Raw genomic sequence first — 13,115 nt, 5'->3', positions numbered from 1 at the left:
GCGTCAGAGCGTCGGCGGGATCGTCGGCACCGGTCCCGGCCGCTGGAACAGGAAGCCCTGCGCCTCCGGGCATCCGAGCTCGACGAGGGCGTCACGCTGCTGCGGGGTCTCGATGCCCTCGGCGATCACCATGAGGCCGTTGGCCCTCCCGTGCTCGATCAGCCCGCGCAGCAGGTGATCGACGGCGGGGCTGCCGAGGGACGAGGTCAGCGACGCGTCGAGTTTGAACCCGTCGATGGACCAGTGCACGAGCCGCGAGAGAGATGACCACCCGCGTCCGAGGTCGTCGACCACGACGTGGACCCCGTTGCTGCGCAACGCCTCCAGCGCGGAGAGCGTGTTGTCGTCGTCGCCGACCGTCGACTCGATGATCTCGACACAGAGTCGCTCGCTCGGGAGGGCGGCGTCGCGGACGGCGTCGAGCAGTCGGGCGAGCCGGGCGGGACGGTGCAGATGGCCGCCCTCGATGTTCACGTGCAGCAGCACGTCGTCGCCGACGGTGCTCGCCTGGCCGTGCAGCGCGGTGGCCGCCGCCCGCAGGATGTCGAGATCGATGTCGAGCATGATGTCCGTCGCGCGGACAGCCGGCAGGAAGTGTGCCGGGGTGAGCGGACCGTGAAGCGGGTGGATCCACCGGCTGAGCGCCTCGAACCCCTGGACCGTGCCGTCGGACGGGTCGACGATGGCCTGGAACCACGGCTGGATCTCACCGCGGGCGAGGGCGGCCGCGACGTCGTCGAGCCCCGTGTCGTCCGGTAGTCGGGTGCGGTCGCGCTGCAGCTCGAGCTGCTCCTCGACGACGCGCGCGTACTTCTGCAGAAGGGTGACGTCGCTGCCGCTGACGGCCTTCGGGTCGGTGTCGGTGAGGCAGAGCGTGCCGATCGCCGTGTGCTCCCGGCTGAACAGGGGCACCCCGACGTAGGTGCGGAGACCCGCCGCCGTGAGCGGCGTGACGAGCGCGGGGTCTGCCGTCGCCGTCGTGGCGTCGGCGATGACCAGGGGCTCGGCAGAGTCGACGACGGCGCGACATGTGGTCGACTCGCGATCGACGACGAGCCCGACGCTGTCGGCGTCACCGTAGGCGGCGAGCACGTACTGGTGGTGCTCGTCGAGGATGTGCAGACGGGCCTGCGCGAAACCGACCGCCATCGCGGCGAGCTCGAGGGTCGTCGACAGGGTGCGGCTCACCGCACCGTCACGCAGGTAATTGGTGGCGTGCCCGGCGCGGGACGCGGCACCGTCGGTCATCGTCCGAATGGTAGTCGGGGGACGCTGGTATCTGTCACTGTTCCGCACGCGTGCCATCAGTTCCCGCGACAGGACAGGTCGGGGAACGGGCCGACGGCGGTCCAGTCCCGGGTCGTCGGGTGGTGCCCGGACGTGAACCGCCGTCGGGGCCTCAGCGGAGGTCGACGGTCACGCCACCCGAGAAGACCGAGTCATGCAGTTCGATCTGTGTCGCGTCGGTGCCGCGGGGGAGGTCGTGGACCACCGTCACCTGCAGAGCGTTGCCGGGGTTGATCTGCTCGTAGAACACCGCGGCGTCGTCGACCTGGATGGTGGCCGCCGTGTTCGGCGAGTACTCGGTTCCCTGTGCCGACAGGACCTTCTGAGACGAGATGTCGAGGCTCTGGGCCTTGTCGCCGATGTTGCGCACGGTCAGGTCCACGAGCAGGAACTCGCCCTGTGCACGTTCGGCCATGAAATCGGGGCCGATGCTCGTCCCACCGGGGCGGACGCCGCGCACCACGAACTCGAACTTGCCGTCACGCGCCGGTGCGCCGATGCCCGGTCGGGCCGCGGACGCGGACTCTGCGGCGGTCGGAGGAGCACCGGCCGAGGCAGGCGCCGTCGTGCTGCCGGCGGGAGCCGCGTCCGGGGACTCCGTCGAGCCTCCACCGTTCGACGCGACCGAGATGACCACGATGAGCAATACGAGGACACCGAGCACGGTCAGCACCTTGTGGCGTGCGAACCAGTTCCTGCGCGGTGCCGGCGGGGGGTAGGGCGAGACGAACGACTCGGGCTGGTGGGGATCGGACGGGTTCCGGTTCATGGCAGTACCTCTCGGCTGTCGATGTTCTCGACCACTGCACCGCGACCACACGGCCGATCACATCCACCGATCGGTCCGTCGTACTCACCCGATCGGTCCGACGCGGCGCGCGCCGACCCGACCGATCGCCGGATGGTGGCTGTCGGAAGCCACCCGTACCGTCGCGGCCATGATCCCCATCGGCCCGGTGTCGCCATCGGCGTCGTCGTGGCCGCAGAAGGCTTCCACCGCCGCGCCCGGTCGCATCCGGCGCCGGCTGGCGACTGTCGCTGCCGTCGCGGTCAGCCTTTTCCTGACGATGATGACCGCGGGGCTGGCGGGGGCCGCGGGGACGCCGGTGTGGAACGTGTCGCTCGGGTTCGTCCTGAACGTCGCAGCGGCGATCGCCCTCGTGTGGCGACACCAACACCCCTTCCGGGTGCTCGCCGCCGCAGTGGCCGCACCGCTCTTCTTCGCCACCGACGCAACCGCAGCTCTCATAGCGCTGTACGCGGTGGCGTCGTGTGTGCGTGACCGTCGGCTCGTCATCGCAACCGGCGCGGTGTGGGCGGCCTGCGTGGTATCGCTGCTCTACGACTCGTTTCGTCGCCGGGACTACTCGGTGCTGACCATCGGCGTCCGGATGCCCGAGGACGGTCCGGTGCCGGAGTGGGACCTGCCCATCTGGGTGGCGTTCGCGGTCGCCTCCGTTCTCGTCGCCTTGGTGGTCGCCGTGGCCGTCCAGCGAAGGACCAGCAGTCAGCTGACCGTGGTCGCCACGGCTCTCGACGATCAGACGCGCGTGTCCGAGGTCATGCGCGCGGAGATGGCGGTGTCTGCCGAACGTGCGCGGATCGCCCGCGACATGCACGACACTCTGGCGGCCACCCTGAGCCGGATCTCGCTGACCGCCGGCGGTCTCCAGGTCAACAGCACCGAAGGTCCCGAGAGGGTGGCGAACTCGGCGTCGTTGATCCAGAAGACGGCTCACGACGGGCTCGACGAACTCAAACGCATCATCGGCGTGCTGCGGGGCGAGGCGGGCGCGGACGCGGGGTCGGGTGCGCAGAACCTCGACGGAGTGAGCGATCTCGTCGCGTCGGCACGGTCAGCCGGGGTGTACGTGACGTTGCTCGTCGATGTACCGCCGGATCCGATCGGACCGTTGTCGGGACACGTGGCCTACCGGGTGGTGCGTGAGGCCCTCACGAACGCCTCACGGCACGCACTCGGTTCGCCGGTGGGTCTGTCGGTCCACGGGTCACCCGAGCGCGGGCTCCGCCTCGAGGTCCGCACGCGCACCGGCACGTCTGCGCCGTCGACGGCGGGGACCGGGACCGGACTCCGCGGAATCGGTGAGGCGGTGACCAGCGCCGGTGGGTCGTTCACCGCCGGCCGAACCGGCGACGAGTTCGTCGTGAGCGCCTGGCTGCCCTGGTACTCCTGACAGTCCGATGTCGGGGTCGCTGCCTACGATCGGCACACCATGACAGCGCCCATCGATCTCCTCGTCGTCGACGACGATCCGTTCGTGCGTCGCGGTCTCGCCGACATCTTCGCCGCCTCGGGGGACATCCGCGTGGTCGCCGAGGCCGACGACGGTGACCAGGTCCCGGCGGCGCTCGCCCAGCACCGCCCGCACGTTGTCCTGATGGATCTGAAGATGCAGCGAGTCGGGGGGATCGAGGCCATCGCGACGTTGATCGCCGAACCCGATCCGCCTCGCGTGGTCGCGATGACGGCGCTCGACGTCGACGACCTCGTGCTGGAGGCCATCCGCGCCGGTGCCCACAGTTTCATCCGCAAGGACGAACCCCCGCAGTCGTTCGGCATGGCGGTGCGCGCGGTCGCGAGCGGGACGACGCTGTTCAGCGAGCAGTCGCTGCGCGAGATCGTCGCAGCCACCGGCCCGAGTGCGACCGGCGGACGAAGCGGCCCCGACCGTTCGGCGTCTGCACGCGCGGTCGCGACGTTGTCAGATCGCGAGAGGGAGATCCTGCGGGCGCTCGCCTCGGGCGCCACCAACGCGGCGATCGCCGGCGACCTGTATCTGAGCGAGACCACGGTGAAGACCCACCTGTCGCACATCTATACGAAGCTGTGTGTCACCACGCGCGTCGAGGCGGCGTTGGAGGCCCTGCGCGGAGGACTGGTCATCTGATGCGCGCTGTGAGGGAAGGGGACTCACCGCACCACAGGCCGTGACCGATTGCCGCTACAGTCCGGCCGCCTGTTCGATCACCGGGGCGTGGGTCCACGGTCGGTTGAGGAGCAACGTCGTGGCGTGCGCGCGCTTGAAGAAGAGCTGGATGTCGTGTTCCCAGGTGATGCCGATCCCGCCGTGCATCTGGACCGCCTCGCCCGCGGCCGAGGTGACCGTCTCGGAGCACAGCATCCGCGCGGCGGCGACGGCCTCGTCGACGTCGTGGCTGCCGCGGACCACGGCGTCGACCGCGTCGTAGGACACCGATCGGGCGGTCTCCACGGCTGCGAACATGTCGGCCATCCGGTGTTTCAGCGCCTGGAACGAGCCGATGGGCCGGCCGAACTGGGTGCGTGTCGAGGTGTGGGCGACCGTGCGGTCGAGCGCGCCTGCCGCGACCCCGACCTGCTCGGCGGACAGGGCCACCGCCCCGACGGCGAGCAGGCGGTCGACCAGGTCACCCGGGGCCGCGATCACGGTCGACGGCGTGTCCTCGAAGGTGACGGTGGCCAGGGCGCGCGTCGGGTCCATGAGGGGCATCGCGGTACGGGTCACGCCCTCGGCGTCGGCGGCGACCTCGTGCAGGGTGGTCTGTCCGCCCGACCGGGCGATGACGAGCAGGACATCGGCGTACTCGCCGTCGAGGACGTAGTGCGCGGTGCCCGTCAGCAGGCCGCCGTCGGCGACCACGCCGCCCCGACCCCAGCCGGCAACGTCGGCCCAGCAGACCGACGCGACGGTCTCGCCCTCGGCGATGCCCGGCAGCAGCCGCTCGGCGGCCTCGTCGTCCCGGGTCAGCAGGACGGCCTGCGCCGCCAGGACCGCGGACCCGAGCATCGGGACCGCCGCGAGCTCACGTCCGAGCTCCTCCAGCACGATGTGGGTCTCGACGAGGCTCGCGCCGACACCGCCGAACCTCTCGGGGATCGCGAGTGCCGCGACGCCCACCTGTTGGGTCAGCGTCCGCCACAGGTCGAGGTCGGATCGGGGGGTGGAGGCCATCGCCGCCCGGAGGCGGTCGGATCCGCCGTGTCGTCGCAGCACGTCGGCGACGGCCGACCGCAGCGCGGCCTGCTCGTCGGTGTCGACGCCGGGGGAGTCCGACGGGTCGAGCACGTCGCTCACGGGGCGATCGCCTCCAGGACACGACGACGGTGGAGAGCGGGGGTGCCCCATGCGGTGAGCAGCGCCCGGGTCTTCGTGAGGTATAGCGAAAGGTCGTGTTCGCGTGTGTAGCCGATCGCGCCGAGCGTCTGCAGCCCCGTGCGTGCGGCCAGATCCGCGGCGCGCCCGCAGGCGACCGCCGCCGCGGACACGTCGCGGGTGACGTCGGTGGGGACCGTGTCGGTGGCGCCCTCGGCGTCGACGGCGAGGGCCGCGCCGTGGACCAGCGGTCGGGCCATCTCGACGGCGATGGCCACGTCCGCGAGGTGGTGCTTGACGGCCTGGAAGGAGCCGACGGGGCGTCCGAACTGTGTCCGCGACCGCGCGTGGTCTGTCGCGAGGGCAAGCATCCCGGACGCCAGCCCGAGCAGCTGCGCCGAGGTCGCGAGGGCGCCGAGATCACCGGCCCGGCGTGCGTCGACGTCGTCGGCCACCGTCTCGTCCGGCTCGACGTCGGACACGGTGCGCGTGGGGTCGACGGAACGGTGGGTGTCGCGGACCGTCGCGGTGGAGAGACGGGACCCGCGGATCGCGAGCACGGTCGAGCACGAGGCGGTGTCGGCGGCGCGCCGCGCCAGGAGGTCGTGCGCGATCGTCGCGGGCTGCCCGGCGAACAGCGGCTCCAGCAGGTCTCGGCGTCCGGTCGCCGACAGCAGCCACGGCACGACGGCGGTGGACTCGGCGACCGGTCCGGGCACGCAGTGACGCCCCAGCTGTTCGACGGCGACGACCATCTCGACCGCGCCCGCGCCCATCCCGCCGAACTCCTCGTCGGCGAGCAGAGCGGTGACGCCGGTGTCGGCGAGGCGCGACCACAGGTCCGCCGTGGGTTGCGCGTCGCCGTCGACGAGCGCACGGACGATCTTCGGCACGTCGGCGCGGGACAGCATCGCGTCGATGCTCGACGCGAGGTCGGCGTGTTCGGTCTCGAGCAGGAATCTCATCGGTCTCCCCGGGGCAGTCCGAGCAGTCGCTCGCCGATCACGTTGCGTTGGATCTCGTTCGTGCCGGCGTAGATCGGGCCGGACAGGGAGAACAGGTAGCCGGCGAGCCAGCCCGAGTCGGGCCCGTCCGCGAGTTCGCCGTCGGCGCCGAGCAGGTCCAGCGCGGTCTCGTGCGTCGCGATGTCCCACTCGGACCAGAACACCTTGTTGATCGACGACTCGATGCCCAGCGAACCGCCGCCGAGCAGCCGGCTCACCGTCGCATAGGTGGACAGCTCGTATGCCCGTGATCCGATCCACGCGTCGACGACGCGGTCGGCGGTGCCGTCCGGGGCGTCGTCGCGGGTACGTCGCCACAGCTGGAGGAGGCGGTCGGTGGTCGCGAGGAACCGTCCGGGTGAACGCAGCGACAGGCCTCGTTCGTTGGCCGCGGTGCTCATGGCTATCCGCCACCCGTCGTTCGCGGCACCGATGACACCGGACTCGCCGGGTCGGTCGGGATCGTCGGGGACGAAGACGTTGTCCAGGAACAGTTCTGCGAACCCGGGCTCGCCGTCGAGCTGGTCGATGGGGCGCACGGTGACACCGTCGGCGCGCAGGTCGAACATGAAGTAGGTCAGCCCACGGTGGCGGGTCGCCTCGGGATCGGAGCGGAACAACCCGAACCCGCGGTCGGCGAAGCTGGACCGCGAGCTCCACGTCTTCTGCCCGTTGAGCAGCCATCCCCCGTCGGTCCGGGTGGCCGTCGACCGCAGGGAGGCGAGGTCGCTGCCGGCCTCCGGCTCGCTCCACGCCTGGCCCCAGATGTCGTCGGCGCGGGCCATGCGCGGCATGATCGCGGCGAGCTGGTCGGGGTGGGCGTGCTCGAACAGCGTGGGCGCCAACAGGAAGATGCCGTTCTGGCTGACGCGGCCCGGCGCGCCGCTGCGGTAGTACTCTTCCTCGAAGACCAGCCAGTGCACGAGATCGACGTCGCGGCCGCCGAACTCCTCGGGCCAGCTGACCACCGACCAGCGAGCGTCGGCCATCCGGCGCTCCCACTCGCGGTGGGCCTCGAACCCTTCGGCCGAGTCCATCGACGGCAGGGGTGTGCTGGGGACGTTGTCGCGCAACCACTCCCGCACCTCGGCGCGGAACCGCACGACGTCCGGGTCGAAGTCGAGGTCCATCAGGCGCCCCCGCCCGCACTGGCCTTCATCGACCTCGCGTCCATGCCGCCGAGCGAGTCGCCGTCGGCCTCCGCGTTCGCGCTGTGTGCGAAGTGGTGCCACCCGAACACCGAGTTCATCGCGTTCCGCAGTCCCATCTGGTCCTCGCAGATGTTGACGGCCTTCTTGCACAGGGCCAGCCCGAGCTGCGGCATCTCGGCGATCTCGGCCGCGATGCCGTCGACCGTGGACTGCAGGTCGTCGCGGGGGACGACGTGGTTGACCATCCCCCAGTCGGCGGCCTGCGCCGCGGTGAAGCGCTTGCCCGTGAACAACAGCTCCTTCGCGCGGCGGGGTCCGAGGACGAAGGCATGGGCGAAGTACTCGACACCGGGGATCCCCATGCGGGCGACGGGGTCGGAGAAGAACGCGTCGTCGGAGGCGACGATGAAGTCGCAGATCCAGGCGAGCATCAGACCGCCCGCGATGCACGCCCCGTGCACCTGCGCGATGACCGGCTTGGGGATCTCCCGCCAGCGGCGGCACATCCCGACGTAGACCTCGATCTCGCGCGCGAGCCGCTGATCCCCACCGGATCGGTCGGTGTGATCCCAGTACAGCGAGGCGGTGTTCGGGTACCGGACGTGGAAGTCGCGTTCGGGGGTACCGATGTCGTGGCCGGCCGAGAAGTGCTTGCCGTTCGCCCGCAGCACGATGACCTTGACCGCCGCGTCGTCGACGGCACGCACGAAGGCGGCGTCGAGCGAGTACGTCATCACGGAGTTCTGCGCGTTGCGGTACTCCGGTCGGTTCAGCGTCACGTAGGCCACCCCGTTCGCGACCTCATAGGCCACCGGAGCCGAGTCCGCGGTCAGGTCGTCGCCGGTCAGAGGCGGTGGGATGGGGGTCTCGGACATACCTCGGACAGTACCTAGCAAGTGCTTGGTTGGTAAAGCCGGACGTGGCGCGACTGTTCGCATAATCGAACGAGGGATTCGACGCTCGACGTAGCATCGGCGCCCATGGGAGACGACGGAGTGCGCGACAGGGCGGTGTCGCCGCCCACCGACCGCGTCGTCGACGTGATGGAGATGCTCGCCGTCGAACCCGACCGACGGTTCTCGCTGGCACAGATCTCCCGGGCGCAGGGGATCACGCGGGCGACCGGTCACGCGATCCTCGCGACGCTCGTGGAGCGCGGATGGGTGCACCGGGACGACGTCGACACCACCTACGGACTGGGGGACCGGATGGGTTCGGTGTTCGCCCGCGGCCGCGCTCCCGGCCGGGTGCTGGACGACCTGCTGCGCGGGCTCGGCCGCGATCTCGACATGCCCGTCTCGTTGGCCACGCTGCGCGGCCGGTTCCTCGTCGTCACCGACACCGTCGCGCCCGCGTCGGTGCTGTCGCAGGTGGCGCCCGGGCTGGCGCTGCCGGTCATCGCCCCGTTCGGCCGTGAGTACGTTGCCTGGGCCGACGACGACGTGCGCGCGGAGTGGATGCGGGTGGCGGAGCCGGCGGGGGTCGGACTGGTCTCGCGGCTCGACGCGGTCCTCGCCGACGTCCGTGGACGGGGATTCACCGTCGACCGGCTGTCGCGGCCGCTGGTCCGGGTGCACTCGGCGCTGCAGGCACTCGGGGACGACCTCGTCGTCGACGGACTGTCGGCCTCGCTGGCGGCCGCCTACGCCGAGCTGGCGACGATCGACGTCACCGACGACGAGCTGGACGGCGGCGGGGAGATCTCCGTCGCGACGATCTCCGTGCCGGTCGGGTCGCGTGGGCGGGGTCAGGCGGTGACGATGTCCCTGGCGGCGCAACCGTTCGCGCGGCTGTCCACGTCCGAGATCCGACGCGTCGCCGCCCTGCTCCGCGACGCGGCCGAGCGCGCCGGGAACGTCCTCGCGGCGGCCGGCTGACACGCGACCGTGTGCCCGGTTGACGGTGTTCTCCGCCGAGACCTACAGTTTCTTCGGATAGTCGACTCAATGGTTCGAATAGTCGACGCACGACAGATCGGAAGCCGGGCATGACAGCACCCCCCGCGCCCTCGTACGAGCTCTCCCACCTCGCCGCCCTCGAGGCCGAGTCGGTGCACATCTTCCGCGAGGTGGCCGCGACCTTCGAGCGGCCGGGGATGCTCTTCTCCGGCGGCAAGGACTCGGTGGTGATGTTCCACATCGCCCGGAAGGCCTTCTGGCCTTCCCCGATGCCCTTCCCGCTGATGCACGTCGACACCGGGCACAACTTCGACGAGGTGATCGACTACCGCGACCGCGTGGTCGCCGAGACCGGTGTGCGCCTGGTGGTCTCGTCGGTCCAGGACGACATCGACGCAGGCCGTGTGGTCGAGCCGACCGGTCGGGGGGCGAGCCGCAACCGTCTGCAGACCACCGCCCTGCTGCGGGGCATCGCCGAGAACCGGTTCGACGCCGTCTTCGGCGGTGCGCGCCGGGACGAGGAGAAGGCGCGCGCCAAGGAGCGGGTGTTCAGCTTCCGGGACCGGTTCGGCGCCTGGGACCCTCGCGGTCAGCGACCCGAGCTGTGGAACCTCTACAACGGCCGGCACGCCCCGGGTGAACACATCCGGGTGTTCCCGTTGAGCAACTGGACCGAACTCGACATCTGGCAGTACATCGGGGCAGAGCGCATCGACCTGCCCCCGATCTACTACGCCCACGAACGCGAGGTGATCCCGCGAGACGGGATGTTGTTGGCACGCACGCGGTTCCTCGAACCGGAGGAGGGGGAGGAGACCCGGGTCGAGACCGTGCGATTCCGCACCGTCGGGGACGCGACGTGCACCGGCTGCGTGGAGTCGACCGCATCGACCGTGGAGCAGGTGATCGACGAGGTCGCCGCGACCCGCCTGACCGAGCGCGGCGCGACCCGTGCCGACGACCGGATCTCGGAGTCCGGCATGGAAGATCGCAAGAAGGAGGGGTACTTCTGATGACGGTCACCGATCACGAGGCGACCGGTGCGCCGGTCGATCTCGGCCGCAAGGAGCTCCTGCGGCTGGCGACCGCCGGCAGCGTCGACGACGGGAAGTCGACGCTCATCGGCCGGCTCCTCTTCGACTCGAAGTCGATCTTCACCGACCAGATGGAGTCCATCGAACGGACCAGCGCCGAGCGCGGGGACGAGTACGCCAACCTGGCGCTGCTCACCGACGGACTGCGTGCGGAACGCGAGCAGGGCATCACGATCGACGTCGCCTACCGCTACTTCGCCACGCCACGACGGAAGTTCATCGTCGCCGACACGCCCGGTCATGTGCAGTACACGCGGAACATGGTGACGGGGGCATCCACCGCCGACCTCGCGATCGTCCTCATCGACGCCCGGAAAGGCGTTCTGGAGCAGACCCGACGGCACGCGTTCCTCTCGTCGCTGCTGGGGATCCCGCATCTCACGCTGGCGGTGAACAAGATGGACCTCGTCGACTTCTCCCAGGAGAGGTTCGACGAGATCCGTGCGGAGTTCGCCTCGTTCGCGTCGAAGCTGAACGTCACCGATCTGACGTTCGTCCCCGTCTCGGCGTTGCTCGGCGACAACATCGTCGAGCGGTCGACGAACATGCCGTGGTACCAGGGCAGCCCCCTGCTGCACCACCTCGAGGAGGTGCACATCGCCTCCGACCGCAACCTCATCGACGCCCGCTTGCCGGTCCAGTACGTCATCCGGCCGCAGCGCGCCGACGGGTACGACCACCGCAGCTACGCGGGCAGCGTCGCCGGCGGGGTGTTCCGTCCGGGCGACGACGTCGTCGTCCTGCCCGGCGGCTTCACGTCCCGGATCGCGGAGATCTGGGGCCCCGGTGGCGCACCGGTCGCCGAGGCGTTCCCGCCCATGGCCGTGTCGGTGTCGTTGACCGACGAGATCGACATCACCCGCGGCGAGATGATCGCCCGGCCGAACAACCGGCCGTGGGTGGGACGCGACGTCGACGCGATGGTCTGCTGGTTCTCCGAGGCGACCACTCTGACAGAGGGGAACCGCTACGTCGTCGCATCGACGACGACACAGACCCGCGCGCAGGTGACCGCCGTCGACTATCGGCTCGACGTCAACACCCTGCATCGCGACGAGACCGCGGACACGTTGTCGCTGAACGAGATCGGGCGCGTCACGCTGCATGCCCAGCAGCCGTTGATGTTCGACGCCTATCGTCGCAACCGCGACACCGGCAGCTTCATCCTCGTCGACGAGACGACGAACCAGACCGTCGGCGCGGGGATGATCACCGGTCCGGTGAACCACGGCGCGACCATCGTCTGGCACGGGTCGAAAGTCAGCCGCGACCAGCGTCCGTACGCCGGGGCGACGATCTGGCTGACGGGCCTGTCGGGGTCGGGCAAGAGCTCGCTCGCCGTCGAACTCGAGCGTCGTCTCGTCGCGGCCGGGCGCCCGGCCTACCTCATGGACGGCGACAACCTGCGGCACGGCCTCAATTCGGACCTGGGGTTCGGCGACGCCGACCGGCGCGAGAACATCCGCCGCACGGGTGAGGTGGCCGCGTTGTTCGCCGATTCCGGCGCCGTTGCCATAGTGTCGTTGATCAGTCCCTTCGCGGCGGAGCGCCGGCGCGCCCGTGACATCCACGACGCGAGTGGGTTGACCTTCCACGAGGTCTTCGTCGACACGCCGCTGGAGGAATGTGAACGTCGGGATCCCAAGGGCCTCTACGCCCGTGCGCGTCGCGGTGAGGTCACGAACTTCACCGGCATCGACTCGCCCTACGAACGGCCCGAGCACGCCGATCTCGTCGTCACCCCGGCCGACGGCACGCCCGGCGACGTCGCCGAGGCGATCATCCGGGATCTCGGTCTGTGACGTCAGCGGGAACCGCGGCGATGGGTGCTGACGCCCGACTGGCCGGTGAGCTCGCCACCGCCGCCGGTGAACTGCTCGTCCGGCTGCGGTCCGACAGCGGGTTGTCGGGCAAGGAGCTCGGCGCGGCCGGCGACGAACAGGCCAACGACCTCCTGGTCTCCCGGGTCCGGGAGGAGCGACCCGACGACGCGGTGCTGTCGGAGGAGAGCGCCGACGACCGTCGTCGCCTCGCCGCCGATCGCGTCTGGATCATCGATCCCCTCGACGGCACACGGGAGTTCGGCATGCCCGACCGCGCCGACTGGGCCGTGCACGTCGCCCTGTGGCACCGCGGGTCCGGTCTCGTCGCGGGTGCCGTCGCGCTGCCCGACCTCGGTGTCACGTACACGACCGACCAGTCGTCGGTCGAGCCCGTCGCGGGCCTGTTGCCGGCGCGGTCGTCGACCACGCCGCGCGTCGTGGTGAGCGCGTCGCGACCGCAGCCACTCGCCGACCCGGCCGCCGCCGCCGTGGACGGAGAGGTGGTCCAGCTGGGCTCGGCCGGTGCGAAGACGATGGCCGTCGTCCGCGGCGAGGCGGACGTCTACGTCCACTCCGGTGGCCAGTACGAGTGGGACTCGGCCGCACCGATCGCCGTCGCCCGGGCCGTCGGCCTGTGGTGCAGCCGCGTCGACGGGTCGCCGCTGGAGTACAACAACGCCGACGTTTACCTGCCCGACCTCGTCGTGTGCCGGGCGGACCTGCAGGAGAAGGTCCTCGACGCGATCAGGTGACCTACGCCTGCC

General features: G+C 70.5%; 12 protein-coding genes. 6 read left to right on the top strand and 6 right to left on the bottom strand.

Annotated features, from left to right (window positions below; translation table 11 throughout):
- Positions 1-3 precede the first annotated feature (3 nt).
- Both LX12_RS20170 and LX12_RS20165 read right to left on the bottom strand, forming a co-directional pair.
- On the bottom strand, positions 4-1,248 hold the full coding sequence (locus tag LX12_RS20170) for a sensor domain-containing phosphodiesterase (RefSeq protein ID WP_253656405.1): 1,245 nt from the start codon (positions 1,246-1,248) through the stop codon (positions 4-6).
- A 151-nt stretch (positions 1,249-1,399) separates the two neighbouring features.
- Positions 1,400-2,056, bottom strand: coding sequence for a DUF4352 domain-containing protein (locus tag LX12_RS20165; RefSeq protein ID WP_253656404.1), 657 nt, complete (start codon positions 2,054-2,056; stop codon positions 1,400-1,402).
- 169 nt (positions 2,057-2,225) lie between these two features.
- On the opposite strand from LX12_RS20165, the gene LX12_RS20160 reads away from it, so the two are divergent.
- Entirely contained in the window at positions 2,226-3,482 is a 1,257-nt protein-coding gene (locus LX12_RS20160) for a sensor histidine kinase (protein ID WP_253656403.1), read from the top strand.
- 39 nt (positions 3,483-3,521) lie between these two features.
- Positions 3,522-4,196: a response regulator gene (locus LX12_RS20155; protein ID WP_253656402.1), complete on the top strand. Its 675-nt coding sequence runs from the start codon at positions 3,522-3,524 to the stop codon at positions 4,194-4,196.
- 54 nt (positions 4,197-4,250) lie between these two features.
- On the opposite strand, the gene LX12_RS20150 is transcribed toward LX12_RS20155, so the two are convergent.
- From LX12_RS20150 to LX12_RS20135, 4 genes are read right to left on the bottom strand one after another with little or no spacing between them, the layout of a single operon-like run.
- The gene (locus tag LX12_RS20150) at positions 4,251-5,363 is read right to left on the bottom strand and encodes an acyl-CoA dehydrogenase family protein (protein ID WP_253656401.1); all 1,113 of its coding nucleotides are present in this window, start codon (positions 5,361-5,363) and stop codon (positions 4,251-4,253) included.
- Positions 5,360-6,346, bottom strand: coding sequence for an acyl-CoA dehydrogenase family protein (locus tag LX12_RS20145; protein ID WP_253656400.1), 987 nt, complete (start codon positions 6,344-6,346; stop codon positions 5,360-5,362). The genes LX12_RS20150 and LX12_RS20145 overlap by 4 nt, the downstream gene beginning before the upstream one ends.
- Positions 6,343-7,515: an acyl-CoA dehydrogenase family protein gene (locus LX12_RS20140; RefSeq protein ID WP_253656399.1), complete on the bottom strand. Its 1,173-nt coding sequence runs from the start codon at positions 7,513-7,515 to the stop codon at positions 6,343-6,345. The genes LX12_RS20145 and LX12_RS20140 overlap by 4 nt, the downstream gene beginning before the upstream one ends.
- Positions 7,515-8,411: an enoyl-CoA hydratase gene (locus tag LX12_RS20135; protein WP_253656398.1), complete on the bottom strand. Its 897-nt coding sequence runs from the start codon at positions 8,409-8,411 to the stop codon at positions 7,515-7,517. The genes LX12_RS20140 and LX12_RS20135 overlap by 1 nt, the downstream gene beginning before the upstream one ends.
- A 105-nt stretch (positions 8,412-8,516) precedes the next feature.
- On the opposite strand from LX12_RS20135, the gene LX12_RS20130 reads away from it, so the two are divergent.
- From LX12_RS20130 to LX12_RS20115, 4 genes are all read left to right on the top strand, one after another.
- Positions 8,517-9,413 carry a helix-turn-helix domain-containing protein gene (locus LX12_RS20130; protein ID WP_253656397.1) on the top strand — a complete coding sequence of 299 codons (897 nt, stop codon included), beginning with the start codon at positions 8,517-8,519 and terminating at the stop codon, positions 9,411-9,413.
- A gap of 110 nt (positions 9,414-9,523) precedes the next feature.
- Complete coding sequence (gene cysD, locus LX12_RS20125; protein WP_253656396.1) at positions 9,524-10,447, top strand: sulfate adenylyltransferase subunit CysD; 924 nt, start codon at positions 9,524-9,526, stop codon at positions 10,445-10,447.
- Complete coding sequence (gene cysC / locus LX12_RS20120; protein WP_253656395.1) at positions 10,447-12,330, top strand: adenylyl-sulfate kinase; 1,884 nt, start codon at positions 10,447-10,449, stop codon at positions 12,328-12,330. The genes cysD and cysC overlap by 1 nt, the downstream gene beginning before the upstream one ends.
- A 20-nt stretch (positions 12,331-12,350) precedes the next feature.
- Positions 12,351-13,103: a 3'(2'),5'-bisphosphate nucleotidase CysQ gene (locus tag LX12_RS20115; RefSeq protein ID WP_253656394.1), complete on the top strand. Its 753-nt coding sequence runs from the start codon at positions 12,351-12,353 to the stop codon at positions 13,101-13,103.
- Positions 13,104-13,115: the final 12 nt, after the last annotated feature.

This window comes from Williamsia serinedens (assembly GCF_024171725.1).
Classification (GTDB): domain Bacteria; phylum Actinomycetota; class Actinomycetes; order Mycobacteriales; family Mycobacteriaceae; genus Williamsia_A; species Williamsia_A serinedens.
The sequence above is the reverse complement of the archived record's forward strand: the minus strand, read 5'-3'. Positions and strand labels throughout refer to the sequence as shown.